This is a genomic window from Flavobacterium faecale (assembly GCF_003076455.1).
Lineage (GTDB): Bacteria > Bacteroidota > Bacteroidia > Flavobacteriales > Flavobacteriaceae > Flavobacterium > Flavobacterium faecale.
The window spans coordinates 3,496,387-3,512,906 of record NZ_CP020918.1; the positions used below are offsets into that span (position 1 = coordinate 3,496,387).

Consider the following 16,520-nt stretch of genomic DNA (forward strand, 5'->3'; position numbering starts at 1 on the left):
ACATTCTGTTTATTAGTATTTTAAGCTATATTTTAACGGTTAAAGTTACAGTGATTGCAACAGTTTTTGAGTTGTTTTATGATATTCATTCAAAATGGAACGACTATCCTTGTACTGTAATAACTAAAACATACCAACCATGAATTTCAACTATTATAGTCTAATCAGTTTACAATTTAGCATTGCAGCTAAAAGGCAATAACTTTCAAATTAAACGGACTAGATTACAAACCAATCAAAAAATCACATAAATAAATTATGAATCAACTAAGCAAAATTATTGTTGCGCTTTTCCTCTTTTCTGCTGGAAGCAATGCGCAAACTTGGAAAAACCCAAATGCTCCTACTGAGGACAGAGTGAAAGATTTATTATCCAAGATGACTCTTGAAGAAAAAATTAGTCAATGTAGTTCTGATATTCCCGCTATAGAACGATTGGGTATCCCTGCCTATATCTGGTATGGCGAAGCATTGCACGGTGTTATTGCATGGAATTGCACCTCTTTTCCGCAAAACATTGCCATGGGTGCCACTTGGAATCCAAACTTGATGTTTGATGTGGCTACCGCTATTTCAAACGAAGCACGTGCCTTGAAAAATAATGGACAGAAAGAAGTGATGATGTTTTCGCCAACGGTAAATTTAGGAAGAGATCCTAGATGGGGACGCAACGAAGAATGTTATAGCGAAGATCCGTTTTTAATGTCCGAAATGGCTCGAATGTACATTAGAGGAATGCAAGGAAATGACAAAAAATACCTTAAAACAGTAACTACGGTCAAACACTTTATTGCAAATAATGTTGAGAAAAACAGAGAGCGTATTCAATCTAATATCAGCGAAAAAGATTTGAGAGAATTCTATATGCCTGCCTATAAAACCTGTATTGCCGATGAAGAAGCTGGTGGAATTATGTCAGCACTAAATGGGTTGAATGGAGTTCCTAGTTCTGGAAGTAAATGGTTATTAACCGATGTTTTAAGAAATGAATGGGGCTTTAAAGGCTATGTTGTGGCCGATTGGAATGCAGCTTCGGGTATGTTCAACAATCAGAAATATGTTAAGTCATTTCCTGAGGCTTCCGCTTTATCTATAAAATCGGGTACCGATCAGGAATGTTTTCGACCTAAGGCATCACTAATGGTACAAAATTTAAAACCTGCAATTGAGCGAGGTTTACTTACAGAGGCTGAACTTGATGTTTCGGTTGCTCGACTTTTGAGAATGCGTTTTTTAACGGGTGATTTTGACAAACCAGAACTAAATCCATATTCAAAAATACCGCAATCTGTTTTAGAAAGCGACACACATAAAAAATTGGCACTCAAAGCAGCAGAGCAAGCCATTGTTTTATTAAAAAATGACAATATTTTACCCCTTAAAAAAGATGTAAAATCAATTGCAGTTTTAGGGCCATTTGCAAACCAAGCTTGGTTGGGAATTTATTCTGGATTTCCTAAAAGTAAAATCAGTCCATTGGCTGGAATAAAAAATAGCACTACAGCACAAATTAATTATGCTGAAGGTTGTGGAATTATTGAACCATTTGATGAAGCAAAAATCAAAGAAGCAGTTGAAGCGGCCAAAAAATCTGAGGTTGCTATAATTTTTGTTGGAAACGACGAAAAAACATCCACCGAAAATACAGACCGTTTCACCTTGGCATTACCTGGTGCGCAACAAAGATTGATTGAAGCCGTTTTGAAAGTAAACAAAAATACAGTAGTTGTTTTGATTCCGAGTGGTGCTACCACGATTGGTCCTTCTCAGAAAGATGTTCCCGGAATAATTTGCGCGTGGCCAAACGGTCAAGAGCAAGGAACGGCAATTGCTAATGTACTTTGGGGAAAATACAATCCGGGTGGAAAATTAAACTCGACTTGGTATGAGTCGGATAATGATTTGCCAAACATACACGATTATGACCTTAGAAAAGGACGAACGTACATGTTTTTCAAAAACAAACCTTTATACCCATTTGGTTATGGTTTGAGTTATACCTCTTTTGATATTAAAAATCTAAAATTAGATAAAACAACTTTAGCTGTCAATGAAAGCGTTGCTGTTACTGTAAGCGTAACTAATTCTGGAAAAATTGATGGTGATGAAGTCGTACAGTTGTATATCAGAGATTTAAGTAAAAATAAACTAGCACCATTAAAATCTTTAAAAGGATTTGAGAGAATCCATCTTAAAGCGGGAGAAACTAAAAATGTAACTTTAAATGTACCCTATGCAGCCTTTAATTATTACAATGTAGACAACAAACGTTTTGAAGTAAGCGACGGAAAATTTGAAATCATGGTGGGTAATTCTTCTGAAAAGATTTTAGCTAAAGGAAAAGTAACACTAAAAGCTGGTGCGGTTCCAGAAGTAAATGTAGACAACAAATCGGCCTATTTTAATGCTAAAGATCCTAATAGATTCAAAAATTGGGATTCTATTTATGAAGATAAAAGCTTCTTGCAAACAGCAAATCCTAAATCTAAAAAAGAGGATTCAGGAATAGAATTTAAAATGACTTTTAGAGACCCTGGTTTTTATGTCAATACTTGGGATGCCGAGGTAAATATGAAATTAAAAACAAACGAAGCTACTTTGAAGTTAACAATGTTAGGAAACGAAATTGACACCTACGTAGTGAAAAAAGAAAATACTGAATTCCAAACTTTGGCTATAAAAATTCCAATTCCACCAGAGTACGGTAAAGAAGTTATCTTAAATGCCTTCATATTGCCATCAGAAATGGAAATAGAATACATCAAAATTATACCTCCCGGAAATGCAAAGCCTTACCGTGTATATCCAAAAGCAAAGTAATAGCAGTAAAATAAACTAATAAAAATGGTCGTGTCTTTAAAAAGGTACGGCCATTTCTAGTTTTATGTTAGTGTTGGTGCGGTTTTGTCCTTTGACTTTAAAAACAGCGGTAAAGTGTTTTTTGCCTTTGAGGTAACGGTTCGAAAACGTCTCCATATTTTCAGGATTGGTAAAATATTCCACTGTGGCACTTACACCTATATCATGTTGGGAGAAAAATACAAAATGTTCGGTGTTGTTTATTGTGGGATATTTTGAAACAATCGCATATTCTACCGTGTCTTTGGGCGAAGTCAAATCAAACCGCTTGCTCTCTAAACTAGGATGATTGGAAAAGTACAAAACATCCTCTTTTAATTTGAAATAAGGATTCGCTTCATTAAAAAACGGAATGAAAGGACTATTGTTTTTAGTAGGGCCTACATAAATGGCGTTCCCTTCCTTGATCTCTACAATCGAACTTTGGGTAGTAAAACGGATTGTAAAATCATGATCGTAATTTCGATAAAAACGCTCCAATTGTTGCGTAGCCAGAACCCCCATTTTGGTGCTATACGAATAATCAGAGGGTTTGATTTGGTCTTTTAAGTTGGGATATTTATCAATAAGCTCATAGAATTCTTTTTGACTATTTATATTGAAATCTCTAGTCCAACCTTTACCGTTTGTTATTGTGTTGCCTGTGATTCCAAAATGGTCACCAATAAACAAATTAGTAATCGTATTTTTGTCCAAAAAAGATTTCCATAAATCAGGTTTCGAATTTGGGATTTTTGTTAGGACTAAAATAAAAAGAGCCAGAAACAACCCTATATAAGGAATCGCCACCGCCCAATTTATTTTACGTTTTACTGCTGTTTCTTTTTTATAAAATCGAACTTGATATTGACCTTTATCAATGATTAAATGATAGATTTCGTCTCGGCCTTCATCCTCATAATAGCTTACTATTTTCTTGCGCAAATTGTACACATTCACGCGTACACGCGGATTAGTTTTATCTGAGTTTTGCGAACCTCCAAAAAACTCAATATCGATAGTAGCTTCTTTAAGTGAAGTTTCATTTTCGGTAGCTTCAAATAAATACTGTAGTAATGCACTACTTGTAGGGGCATTTTTAAAGGTTTTACTTTGCTTTATGTGGTTAACAAGGTCTTGCTTTTGGTTTTTGGTTAAGCTAGTATCTTTCATTTAAATAACTGTATTTCAATGTTTTATTTATAACTTTAACCGTTATAGCTACTGTTAAAGAGTGGTTAAAGTTACATAAAGATTATTAATTAGATACATTTGAAGTATTCATATATAAATAATATTTCTTATTTGGAAGTTATTTCGATTTAAACACTTCTAAAAGTTAACCAAAAACCAACACCACATGCAAAAGTTTACAGCATTGTTGCTAATTTTAATTCTGAATAGCTATGCATCAGTGGCTCAAAATGTAGGTATTTCTAATAATCAAAAAACCGAGATTCATTATTTATCGGGTACCGATAAAGATCATTTGGTCGATTGGGATTTCTTTTGTTCAGAAGGAAGAAAAAGCGGCAAATGGACTTCAATTGGAGTACCATCTTGTTGGGAACAAAAAGGATTTGGTACCTATAATTATGGTAGTGACGATTCAGATAAAAGAGCTAAGGAATTTGGCTTGTACAAACACACCTTTAAGGTACCGAAAGACTGGAATAATAAAGAGGTACAAATCGTGTTTGAAGGCGTAATGACCGATGCCGAAGTTAAAATCAATGCAAAGTTGGCTGGCGAAATTCACCAAGGTGCCTTTTATGAATTTAAATATGCTATCGGCAATTTATTAAAATATGGAAAAGACAATGTCTTGGAAGTAAAAGTAAATAAGGTATCGGCTAATGCATCTATCAACTTTGCAGAACGTGAAGCTGATTTTTGGATTTTTGGTGGAATATACAGACCTGTTTACTTGCAAGTTTTACCAAAAGAAAATATTGACCGTGTAGCGATTGACGCAAAAGCAGACGGAACTATAATTGCAGATGTTTTTACAACTTCTCAAAAAGCGACCACCGTAAAACTGTCTTTATCTGATGCAAACGGAAAGAAAATTCAAGATTTAAAAGTTGAAAAAGCAACCCAATCACAAGATAAATGGACAGTGTCAACAAAAGCAAATGTTATAAAAACATGGAATCCAGAAGCACCCAATTTGTATACCTTAAATATTGAAATGCTCAACAATAAAAAAGAGGTTTTGCATGCTGTAAGCCAACGAATCGGTTTTAGAACTGTAGAAATTATAGAAGGTGACGGCGTTTATGTAAATGGCGAGCGAATTAAATTTAAAGGTGTCAATCGCCACTCGTTTCATCCTTCTTCGGGACGTACCACTTCAAAAAAGATTAGTATTGATGACGTAAAAATGATGAAAGACATGAATATGAATGCCGTTCGTATGTCTCATTATCCGCCAGATGTTCATTTTCTAGAAGTATGTGACTCTTTGGGATTGTTTGTTATTGATGAGCTTTGTACTTGGCACAACCCAATATTGGACACAAAAGTAGCCCGTAAACTAGTAAAAGAGACTGTCGTTCGTGATGTAAATCACCCATCCATTTTACTTTGGGCAAATGGTAATGAGCAAGGTTGGAATACAGAAGTTGATGATGGCTATGCAAAATGGGATATTCAAAAACGTGAGGTTATTCATCCTTGGAGCATCTTCAAAAAAACAAATACGATTCATTACAGCCCCTACCATTCTTTGGTAAACGATTCCTATTCGATGGAGAAAATTTTGTTTCCAACCGAATTTCTACACGGGTTATACGACGGTGGTCATGGAGCTGGATTGGATGATTATTGGAATCTAATGTGGAATACGCCCTTAAGCGCAGGAGGATTTCTTTGGGATTTTGCAGATGAAGGAATCGAAAGAACGGATAAAAATAACGAAATTGATTTACAAGGAAATAAAGCCGCAGACGGAATTGTAGGCCCTTATGGCGAAAAAGAAGCGAGTTATTTTACAATTAAAGAGATTTGGTCGCCAATTTATATCGAAGACAGATTCATTACCAATGATTTTAATGGCATTTTTAGATTAGAAAACAGGTACCACTACACCAATTTGGACCAATGTAAAATGACTGCGAAGTGGTTGAAATTTGATGGACCAGAAGGAAAATCAAATCCGAAAATCATGGCAGAAGGAATTGTAAAAATGCCAAGTCTAAATCCAGCCGAAAAAGGGAAGTTTACGGTTGAACTACCTCAAAATTGGAAATCGGCAGACGCACTACATTTGACCGCAACAGACCCTTACGGTAAGGAAATTTTCACCTGGTCTTATCCTGTTTCAACACCAAAACAGCTGAATTCACCTTTAATTGATTATGCAGGTGGTGGAACTTTATTGTCCGAAACTAAAGATAATTCGATTAAAGTTGTGGCTAATAAAATGACCTACGTTTTCTCTGAAACGACTGGCTTACTTCAAAAAGTAATGAAAGGTTCGAAGGTTATTCCGCTAAACAATGGTCCGATTATTTTAAGTCAAAAAGACAAAATAGAAAATATTGCGGTTCAAAATCTAAAAGATAAAGTAGAAATTACAGTCACTTTCGAAAAAGCTGTCAAATCTCCTTCTTGGTCCACTATTAAAGAATATGGAAAAGACATTATTAAATGGACCGTACATTCCAATGGATTGTTGGATGTGAAAGTGGAGTTTAAAGGTTATAGAAACTTAAAAGACTATAGAGGAATTACGTTTTCATTTCCAGAAAAAGAGGTCGCAGGGATGAAATGGCTTGGCGATGGTCCTTATCGCGTGTGGCGAAACCGCATGAAAGGAACCAAATTTCAGGTTTGGGAAAATAATTATAACAATACCATAACTGGAGAATCTGGTTTTGTATATCCGGAGTTTAAAGGATTTTTCTCTAGTGTCTACTGGACAAAATTAAAAGGGAAAGACGATAATGGTTTTACGGTCTATTGCCATTCGCCGCACACATATTTACGAATGTTAACGCCTGATAAAACGCAGGAGGATAAGAATGGAAGATTGAATCCTAAATTCCCCCTAGGTGATATTTCATTTGTAAAAAATATTCCGGGAATTGGCACAAAGTTTCAGGATCCAGATACGATGGGACCACACGGAAATTCGGAACATTTTTTCGGTAATGATGACGAGCCTATTACTATCGACCTGACTTTTGAATTTTAATACCCAACAATTAAGAAAACTAAATATGAAAATATATAAAATTTTTGCAATTAGCTGTTTCGTTAGTTTGCTTTTTTTCTCGAATGCGAAGGCACAACAAACTGTTGAAAATACACAAACAACCATAAAATACTTGTCTGGAACGGGTAAAGACGATATGGTACTATGGGATTTTTATTGTTCAGATGGAATGCAAAGTGGCAAATGGGCAAAAATAGGCGTTCCCTCTTGTTGGGAATTACAAGGATTTGGTGGTTATAACTATGGACACGACAAAAGAGACACAGATTTAAAAATACACGATGAATTCGGTTTATATAAACACCAATTTTTAGTTCCGAAAGAATGGAAAAATAAAGAGCTTAAAATAGTTTTTGAAGGTGTAATGACTGATGCCGAAGTGAAAATAAATGGCAAACTGGCGGGAGAAATTCATCAAGGAGCTTTTTATGAATTCAAATATTCAATTACCAATTTGGTCAAATATGGAGCAGAAAATGTGCTGGAAGTAAAAGTGAATAAAGTCTCTGCCAATAAATCGATTAACGCTGCAGAACGAGATGCAGATTTTTGGATTTTTGGTGGAATTTTTAGACCCGTTTCTCTTGAAGTACTACCAAAAGACCATATTGAAAGAGTGGCTATTGATGCAAAAGCAACTGGAGAAATAAAGACAGCGCTAGTAATTTCTTCGAAAAAGGCAGAGAAAGTAAGTGTGGTTCTTGCTGATATTACAGGAAAAAAATTGCAAGATTTGACCATTACTGATTTCAAAAAAGAGGATGATAATTGGACATTTTCAACAAAAGCTGTTAACATAAAATCGTGGAATCCAGAGAAACCGACGATGTATCAACTTCAAATGAGCTTGTTGGATAAAAACGGAGCTAGCTTACATACTAAAATTGAAAAAATTGGCTTTCGAACCATCGAAGTCCGTGAAAGTGACGGAATTTATGTGAATGGAAAACAGATAAAATTCAAAGGCGTAAACAGACATTCTTTTTATCCAACTTCGGGTAGAACTACTTCCAAAGAGTTGAGTATTGAGCACGTTAAAATGATGAAGGATATGAATATGAATGCGGTTCGTATGTCGCATTATCCACCAGATAAACATTTTTTGGAGGTCTGCGATTCTCTAGGTTTGTTTGTAATTGATGAAATGTGTACTTGGCATACCCCCTATTTGGATACGAAAGTAGGACAAAAAATCATTAAAGAAATGATTGTTCGAGATGTAAATCATCCTTCGATTGTATTGTGGGCAAATGGGAATGAAACCGGATGGAACACAGCATTAGACAATGACTTTGCAAAATGGGACATTCAAAAAAGAGAAGTAATACATCCTTGGAATATCTTCAGAAAAACAAATACAATGCATTATCCTGATTACCATATTTTTGCTTATGATGGCCCTGCAAAAGATAAAATATATTTTCCAACGGAGTTTATGCACGGTTTATATGATGGCGGTCACGGAGCTGGCTTGGATGATTACTGGAAACAAATGTGGAATATGCCATTGGCTGCTGGTGGTTTTTTATGGGATTTTGCAGATGAAGGAGTCATTCGAACCGACAAAAATAACGAAATTGATTTTGATGGAAATCACGCACCAGACGGAATTGTAGGTCCTTATGGCGAAAAAGAAGGTAGTTACTTCACCATTAAAGAAGTTTGGTCGCCAATAGCAATTGCAGACCGTTTTATTCGTGATGATTTTTCAGGGATTTTTCAGGTGGAAAATAGGTATCACTTTACCAATCTTAACGAATGTGTGATGACGGCTAAATGGGTGCAGTTTAATGGTCCAAATGAAAAAACCGAATTTAAAGTATTGTCACAAAGTAATGTAAAATTACCAAATCTAGAACCTAATGAAAAAGGTACTTTCTCAGTAGAAAAACCACAAAATTGGAAATCGGCTGATGCACTTTATTTAAAAGCAACAGACCCACACGGAAAGGAACTATTCACCTGGTCGTATCCTGTAAAAACACCCGAAAAATTAAATTCAGAAAGAAGCATTGCTGATGCTAAAGGAACTGTATCTTCTGAAATTAAAAACGAACAGATTCTGGTAACTGCTAATAATAAGCATTTTAAATTTTCTAAAACTACCGGTTTATTGCAAGAAGTGATTGCTAATGGAAAGCTAATTCCGTTAAACGAAGGGCCAATTATTTTAGGTCATAAAGGGAAAATCGATACGATTTTTGTAAAACAGACTGATACTAAAACAGAAGTTATCGCTTTGTTTAAAACGAACAAGAAGTACTATAAATGGGATGAAAATACCGAAACAACGCAAGATTTTATAAAGTGGACAATTCATCAAAATGGTTTGGTTGATTTGAAAGTCGAAATGAGAAGTCAGAAGAAAGTAACGGGTTATATGGGTATTTCCTTTTCTTTTCCGGAGCAAGAAGTCAACGGCATGAAATGGTTGGGTGATGGTCCTTACCGAGTTTGGCGAAACAGGATGAAAGGAACTAAATTCAACGTTTGGGAAAACGACTATAACAATACCGTTACGGGTGAATCGGGTTTTGTATATCCTGAATTCAAAGGATTCTTCTCCAGTTTATATTGGATGAAACTGAAAGGAAACAACAACAATGGATTTACGGTTTATTGCAAATCTGATGCAACTTTTTTACGAATGTTGACACCACAACAGCCAGTAGACCCACAAAAAGGAGCAACAGTCAAAGATTTTCCTGTGGGAGATATATCGTTTGTAAAAAATATTCCTGCTATAGGTACCAAATTCCAAGAAGCAGAGAGAACAGGTCCGCAAGGAAATCCCGAAAATATTTTCGGTAATGATGACGAGCCTATAATTATAGATTTAACTTTTGAATTTTAACTTTCCAACCAACCTTTATAATTTCTAAAATGAAAAAAAACTATCAATTTTTGTTCCTGCTTTTTGCAATAGCATTTAATGTTACTGCAAAAGAATACCATGTAGATTGTACCAATAAATCTCTTGGAAATGGTTCCGTATCAAATCCTTTCAAAACCATATCTCAGGCAGCTGCAATTATGGTCAAAGGAGATGTTTGCTACATTCACAAAGGCACTTATCGTGAAAATATTGTACCGAAGAATTCAGGTACTGCATCCAAACCAATTTTGTTTACCTCTTTCGAAAATGATATTGTCATTGTTTCGGCAACCGATCAAGTTTCGGGTTGGGAAAAATATTCTGGAAATATTTATAAAAAATCGGGTGTCAATTTAGGATTAGGAGACGGGAATAATGTCTTTTTTAATTCGAAAAAAATGCAATTGGCTCGTTGGCCAAATGATGCTGACAATGATGAATATACGTTGGATGCCAAATACATCGATATGACCAAAGGGACGTATTCTATGTCTTATATTTCTAATAACGAAATTCCGAATATCGATTGGACTGGCGGAACTATTCATTACCTAGGTGCGCATAGCGGTTGCAGTTGGGAACGTACCATTACCAACTATGAAAAAGATTTAAATCGAATTCATTTTAAAACATTACCAGATGAATGGCCTTTTGGAGACACCCATAGTCCGATGCGTACAGAGAATGGTCATCGAGGAATTTTTTATCTAATGAATAAATTAGAAGCGCTTGATGCACCAAAAGAATGGTATTATGACACTCAAAAAAAAGAACTTTACCTATATGCTCCCGAAGGTAAAAATCCAAATAATGATTTGGTAGAAGTTACTTCTCGTTTAAATGTGGCCGAAATTACTAGAGATTATATTCATTTTAATAAGCTTAATTTTTTTGGAGGAATGATTACCATCAAAGGAAATCATAATGAAATAACCAATTGCATGGTCAAACACGGATCTGATAAATTGATTACCAATTTAACTGGTGCCGCATTAAGTGACGCCGCCATTCAAGTTTTAAATGGGTCTAATAACACCATTGAAAAATGTGTTTTAGAAAGTGGGACTGTGAACGGTATTATAATAAGTAAAGATGCTGAGGATAACAGAATCGAAAACAATATCATTCAATATTTCAATACCATTGGCATTCATGCGCAACTGCTGAATAGTAGTGGTGCAAGAAATAAAATTTTAAAAAATTCCTTCTATGGTTCCGCTCGTGATGGGGTAAAAGTTACGGGTGATGATAGCGAGTTTGCCTATAATCACGTTCAAAAATGTTTGATTTCGGGAGCCGATGGAGGATTGTTTTATGTCACCGGAAGAAGTATTCCTGTAAATGTAGAGGTACATCACAACTGGTTTCATGATGCGTATGGCGCCAAACATGCGGGTAAAAAAGCAGTGGGTATTTATCTAGACAATAATGCAGCAGGTTACATTGTGCACCACAATGTAGTTTGGGATATAGAATGGGGCGGCTTGCATTTGAATTGGAATGCCGTAAAAAATGAAATATACAACAATACTTTTTGGAATGTAGGTCATGCAGAACAAGCCCTTATTGATAGTTGGGTACCCAAAAGAGACGGTGTCCAAACCAATGTAGCAGAAAATACCTTGTACAACAATATTTCGGATGTACGCCCTTGGTGGCATTCGGGTGATGGAACAAAATATAGAGTAGACGAAAAAGAGTTTGAAGGAACAGAAGCAGACAATGATTTCAAAAACAATGTTCAGTTTTCTACTTTGCCATTTTCTATCGAAAAAAGTTCTCTTTTTATGCCTTTAAAAGATTCTCCAATAATTGATAAAGCCAATAAAATTAAAAAAATAACGGACGGATTTATAGGAGCTGCACCAGATTTGGGTGCCTATGAATTTGGTGGTAAAGCATGGACTGCTGGAGTAGATTGGACTTCCGAAGGTTTTGCATGGACTCCAGGGAATGATTATAAAAAGTTAGAATTTATAAATAAGGCTAAATCGAAAAGATAAAAAGTAATTTGAAAAACAGATGAAAAATATATTTTTAATAACAATTGGTTTCGTTCTCTATATAGGGCAAATTCAAGCGCAGGAAAAAAACGGGAAAGAAAAATCGCAAGTTACAACCGAAGAATTCCCATATTTTATTCCTAAAGAAAAACCCAATCGCCCTTTGAGTGCAGCAGTAGCGCGTAATTATGACGCATACGAAGCCATTCGGCCAGAACAAAATGAATTGTACACACAATTTAAATACACCGAATTAAAAGGGTTTGATTATAATGGCGGAGACGGAACGATTACACGACGTGACCCCTCCAAAGTTATTTTCGAAAATGGTAAGTATTACGTTTGGTATACAGGTCGCAAGACAGCAGTAAAAGCAGTTGGAATGTCGAGAGCTAAAGAAGCTACAGACGTTATTCCATCTTCCGATTGGGATTTGGCGGATATTTGGTATGCCACTAGCAAGGACGGATTTACTTGGGAAGAACAAGGGATTGCAGTAGCGCGTCCTCCAAAACCTCAAGCGGGTTGGCGCTCGGTAACTACATCAGCCATTTTGAAGTTCAAAGGAAAATATTATTTGTATTACCAAGCATTTATGGAAGCTAGCGGTTTACGAGGTGATTTTTGTCCTGTGGCGGTTTCTTATGCTGATTCTCCCGATGGCCCTTGGACTTCGGCAAACAAAGTAGTTATTCCTAATGGACCTGAAGGTTCGTGGGACCAATATTCTATCCATGATCCGTATCCTCTTGTACATGATGGGAAGATTTATTTGTACTATAAAGGAGATTTCGATAAAAAACCAGAATTGAATCCTTCAAAAATAAGAATGCAAGGTTTGGCAATTGCCGATAATCCATTGGGGCCGTTTACAAAACATCCACTAAATCCAGTATTGAATTCGGGTCACGAAACCACTTTGTTCCCGTATAAAGAAGGCGTAGCAGCCTTAATTATTAAAGACGGAATGGAACACAATACCATTCAATACGCAAAAGACTGGGTCAATTTTGAAATCGCTTCTATCACAGAGTTGCTTCCTGTTGCTGCTGGGCCTTTCATACCAGATGCTTTTACAGATACCAAAAATGGACGAGGAATTACTTGGGGGATTTCACATTTTATTAATGCTGGAGGCGATTGGAACCATACAATTCTAGCTCGTTTTGATTGTGATTTAAGTCAAACTATAGACGATCAACAAATGAAAGAACATCATTATAATTATAGTCCAGAATTTCATTATACCCATAAATTAAGTGAAAAACAGCTGGAACGCATCCAACAACAAACGGATAATTTAAAAAACTAGCTTTACAGAATTAGGAAAAAATACTTACCCATTTCTAAAAGTATGAGATCTATAAATACGGTAAATAATTAGGAAAAGTATTCGATAAAAAATAAAATTTAAAACATGAAAATATATAGAAATAGAACACTTATTAGTATTACACTAGGATTAACACTACTGTTTTCAAGTTGTAAATCAGGGAGTGCCATTGCTTCTAAGAAAGTAGAAAAATACAAACCCAATTCCGAATCCCTTTCCAAACATGGGTCGGCGCCAGAATGGTTTGCAGATGCCAAATTGGGAATTTATTTTCATTGGGGACCATACAGCGTTCCCGCTTTTGGAAGTGCTTGGTATCCTAGAAATATGTATTTGGATAATTCTAGTGATCGAAAGCACCACGAAGCTACTTACGGTAGTATCTACGAATTTGGATATGAAAAATTTATCCCAATGTTCAAAGCAGAACAATTTGATCCAGAGGAATGGGCGGAATTATTTCAATCTACTGGCGCAAAATTTACGGGTCCAGTAGCGCAACACCACGATGGATTTGCCATGTGGGATAGCAAAATAAATCCTTGGAATGCCAAAGATATGGGCCCCAAAAGAGATATTTTGGGAGAACTTTTTGCAGCCTTAAAAAAGCGTGACATGAAAACGATTGCCACTTTTCATCATGCTCGAAATGGTCAGCGTAATGCCAATATCCCTGAAAATTGGAAGACGGGTTACAACAGCCATTATCCGTATCATCCAGACCTACCAACGGCGACCAAAGATCCGTTGCTACGCAAATTGTTTGGTAATTTTGAAACTATTGAAGAGTTTAACAAGTATTGGTTAGACCAAGTAAATGAGGTTGTTGATAAATATAGTCCCGACATTTTATGGTATGATTCCTGGTTGAATATGATTCCAGAAGACAAAAGAATGGAAATGGCGGCACATCATTTTAACAATGGTGTCAAGAATAATAAAGAGGTAATGTTGGCGCACAAACAAGAAGATTTACCGCTTGAATATAGCGTGTTGGATTATGAACAAGGAGGAAGAAGAGATTCTTGGCCGTCACCTTGGATGACGGATATTACTATTGGAGAAAGTAAATGGATGTATGTAGAAGGGCATCCATATAAAACGGCAGATTTGGTTATTCGAAATATGATTGATGTTTGGAGTAAAAACGGAATTGTATTGTTGAATGTTTCACCACGTGCTGATGGCGTTATCAATCAAGAACAAAGAACTATTTTAAAACAAATTGGCGATTGGATGAAAGTACACGGTGAAGCAGTTTACGGAACTCACCCCCACACTATTTTTGGATACGGAACCGCAAGTGCTGGAGATGGGCATCATGGAGGGCAATCTGCTACTGTAAATTATACCGAGGATGATGTGCGTTTTACCATTTCTAAAGATAAAAAAGCCATGTATGTTTTCTTTTTAGGGAAACCTCAAAAAGGGAAAAAATTGACATGAGAGCTATAGGAGGACATCACCGTAATATCCCTCCTTCTCCAATAAAAAACGTGAAATTATTAGGATCGAATGCCAAAGTGCAATGGGAACTAACCACCGAGAGTTTCTTCCTAACCATGCCAGACGCTACAATGAATGACTTGGCAACTGTGTTTAAATTTGAATTAGAATAAAACAAAAAAAACTCATATGATCTCTAATCAAGAACATTTGTAGGGCTACAATTTGATTTGATTCTGTAGTTTTGGAAAGTTAGAATACCCATTTAGAATTTATTTTAGAATCCTATATGGGTATTCACTAATTTATAAAAACAAACGAATGAAATCAAGTAGATTTATAATGATGTTGTTATTTGCTAATATCATAACTTTAAATGCACAGCATAAGTAACCTAATATTCTATTTATTTCAATAGATGATTTAAGACCCGAACTACATGCTTACGGTGTTGCAGATATGATTACTCCCAACTTAGACGCCATCGCAGCACAAGGCAGATTATTCAAGAGGCATTATGCGCAAGTCCCAACTTGTGGCCCATCACGAATGGTAATGTTAACCGGGAAAAATTTAACTTCTAGTGATGAAATTTCACATCCACTTTTAGGAAATAGATTAGCTGGAAAACCAGAGACAGACAATCCAGAAACTTTTATTCATCATCTAAAAAGGAATGGGTATTATACGGTGGGAATGGGGAAAATCAGCCATAGTATCAGCGGAAGAAGAGGCAAAGAATTAGAATTACCTCATAGTTGGAATGATTTTATCACTAATCCAGATGCTTTTCAAATGTATGCTGGTGGCGAGCATCGAGACGCTAAGAAAACACCCCCGTTTGAAATGTTGGATGTTGCCGATGAGGTATATCCTGATGGTAGAGTGGCACAATTTGCGGTAAAAGAATTAGAAAAAAGAGCCAATGCCAAACAACCATTTTTTATGGCAGTAGGTTTCCTTAGGCCACATTTGCCTTTTTCTGCTCCAAAAAAATACTGGGATTTGTATTATAGATCGAAAATGAATTTGTCACCCAATCCCGATGCTCCAAAAAATGTAGCTGATGAGTTTTTACACAATAGTGAAGAATTTTTTGGACAGTATTATTCTCCTGAAAAAGGAGGTGCTCGTAAACGCATTTCAGATGCTTATGCCAAACAAATTATTCATGCCAATCACGCTGCAGTTTCTTTTGTAGATGCTCAAGTGGGCAAAGTGATGGATAAGTTAAAAGAATTGGGACTGGACAAAAATACGATTGTCGTAGTTTGGGGAGATCACGGTTGGCATTTGGGAGATCAAACTATTTGGGGAAAACATAGTGCTTTCGAAAATGCATTAAATAGCGCCATGATTGTCAAAACACCTCAGATGAAAAAGCAGCAGTTCCGTCAAATAGTCTAATTGCTTCGGTAGATATTTATCCTACCCTATGCGAATTAACAGGAATTCAAAAACCCAAAGGACTAGACAGTACAAGCTTTGTTCCTATTCTTGAAAATCCAAAGACTGAAACTCGAACAGAAGTATTCAGTTATTGGAAAGATGTTGTAAGTATGCGTACAGATCGGTACCGATTAGCAATTTACAATAACGGCAAAAAGCAAAAAATGATGTTGTATGATCATCTAAAAGACCCTCATGAAACTGTAAATATAGCAGAGGAAAGTCCCAAAATTATAGCTGAATTATTGCCTTTGGTAAAAAATAGGAACAATGGGTATCTAACTCAAATTAAGTAATTCAATAAAAAAATAGTTGTTCTGAGGTATGTTTTCTTAAATTAATAGTAAAATAACATTG

General features: G+C 35.9%; 10 protein-coding genes. 9 read left to right on the plus strand and 1 reads right to left on the minus strand.

The annotated features are described in order from the left end of the window. The first annotated feature begins 258 nt into the window (after positions 1 to 258). Positions 259 to 2,820 (plus strand): glycoside hydrolase family 3 C-terminal domain-containing protein, encoded by a 2,562-nt coding sequence (locus tag FFWV33_RS14800; protein ID WP_108741622.1) that lies wholly within the window; start codon positions 259 to 261, stop codon positions 2,818 to 2,820. A gap of 36 nt (positions 2,821 to 2,856) precedes the next feature. Here the strand turns inward: FFWV33_RS14800 and FFWV33_RS14805 are convergent, their stop codons facing one another. Then, positions 2,857 to 4,011, minus strand: coding sequence for a hypothetical protein (locus tag FFWV33_RS14805; RefSeq protein WP_108741623.1), 1,155 nt, complete (start codon positions 4,009 to 4,011; stop codon positions 2,857 to 2,859). A gap of 187 nt (positions 4,012 to 4,198) precedes the next feature. Here FFWV33_RS14805 and FFWV33_RS14810 point away from each other — a divergent pair, with 187 nt between their 5' ends. The 8 genes from FFWV33_RS14810 to FFWV33_RS19770 all read left to right on the plus strand — a co-directional run bounded on the left by FFWV33_RS14810 (position 4,199) and on the right by FFWV33_RS19770 (position 16,459). After that, positions 4,199 to 7,036 carry a glycoside hydrolase family 2 TIM barrel-domain containing protein gene (locus FFWV33_RS14810; protein WP_108741624.1) on the plus strand — a complete coding sequence of 946 codons (2,838 nt, stop codon included), beginning with the start codon at positions 4,199 to 4,201 and terminating at the stop codon, positions 7,034 to 7,036. Between the two features lie 25 nt (positions 7,037 to 7,061). After that, the gene (locus FFWV33_RS14815; protein WP_108741625.1) at positions 7,062 to 9,911 is read left to right on the plus strand and encodes a glycoside hydrolase family 2 protein; all 2,850 of its coding nucleotides are present in this window, start codon (positions 7,062 to 7,064) and stop codon (positions 9,909 to 9,911) included. 29 nt (positions 9,912 to 9,940) lie between these two features. Then, the gene (locus tag FFWV33_RS14820) at positions 9,941 to 11,935 is read left to right on the plus strand and encodes a right-handed parallel beta-helix repeat-containing protein (RefSeq protein ID WP_108741626.1); all 1,995 of its coding nucleotides are present in this window, start codon (positions 9,941 to 9,943) and stop codon (positions 11,933 to 11,935) included. 19 nt (positions 11,936 to 11,954) lie between these two features. Next, positions 11,955 to 13,247, plus strand: coding sequence for a glycoside hydrolase family 117 protein (locus tag FFWV33_RS14825; protein WP_108741627.1), 1,293 nt, complete (start codon positions 11,955 to 11,957; stop codon positions 13,245 to 13,247). 105 nt (positions 13,248 to 13,352) lie between these two features. Then, on the plus strand, positions 13,353 to 14,714 hold the full coding sequence (locus FFWV33_RS14830) for an alpha-L-fucosidase (RefSeq protein ID WP_245891530.1): 1,362 nt from the start codon (positions 13,353 to 13,355) through the stop codon (positions 14,712 to 14,714). Next, entirely contained in the window at positions 14,711 to 14,887 is a 177-nt protein-coding gene (locus tag FFWV33_RS19550) for a hypothetical protein (RefSeq protein WP_245891531.1), read from the plus strand. Before FFWV33_RS14830 ends, FFWV33_RS19550 begins: the two co-directional genes overlap by 4 nt. Positions 14,888 to 15,128: 241 nt before the next feature. After that, positions 15,129 to 16,121 carry a sulfatase-like hydrolase/transferase gene (locus tag FFWV33_RS14835; protein WP_245891734.1) on the plus strand — a complete coding sequence of 331 codons (993 nt, stop codon included), beginning with the start codon at positions 15,129 to 15,131 and terminating at the stop codon, positions 16,119 to 16,121. A 44-nt stretch (positions 16,122 to 16,165) separates the two neighbouring features. Further along, positions 16,166 to 16,459: a hypothetical protein gene (locus tag FFWV33_RS19770; RefSeq protein WP_425433144.1), complete on the plus strand. Its 294-nt coding sequence runs from the start codon at positions 16,166 to 16,168 to the stop codon at positions 16,457 to 16,459. Positions 16,460 to 16,520: the final 61 nt, after the last annotated feature.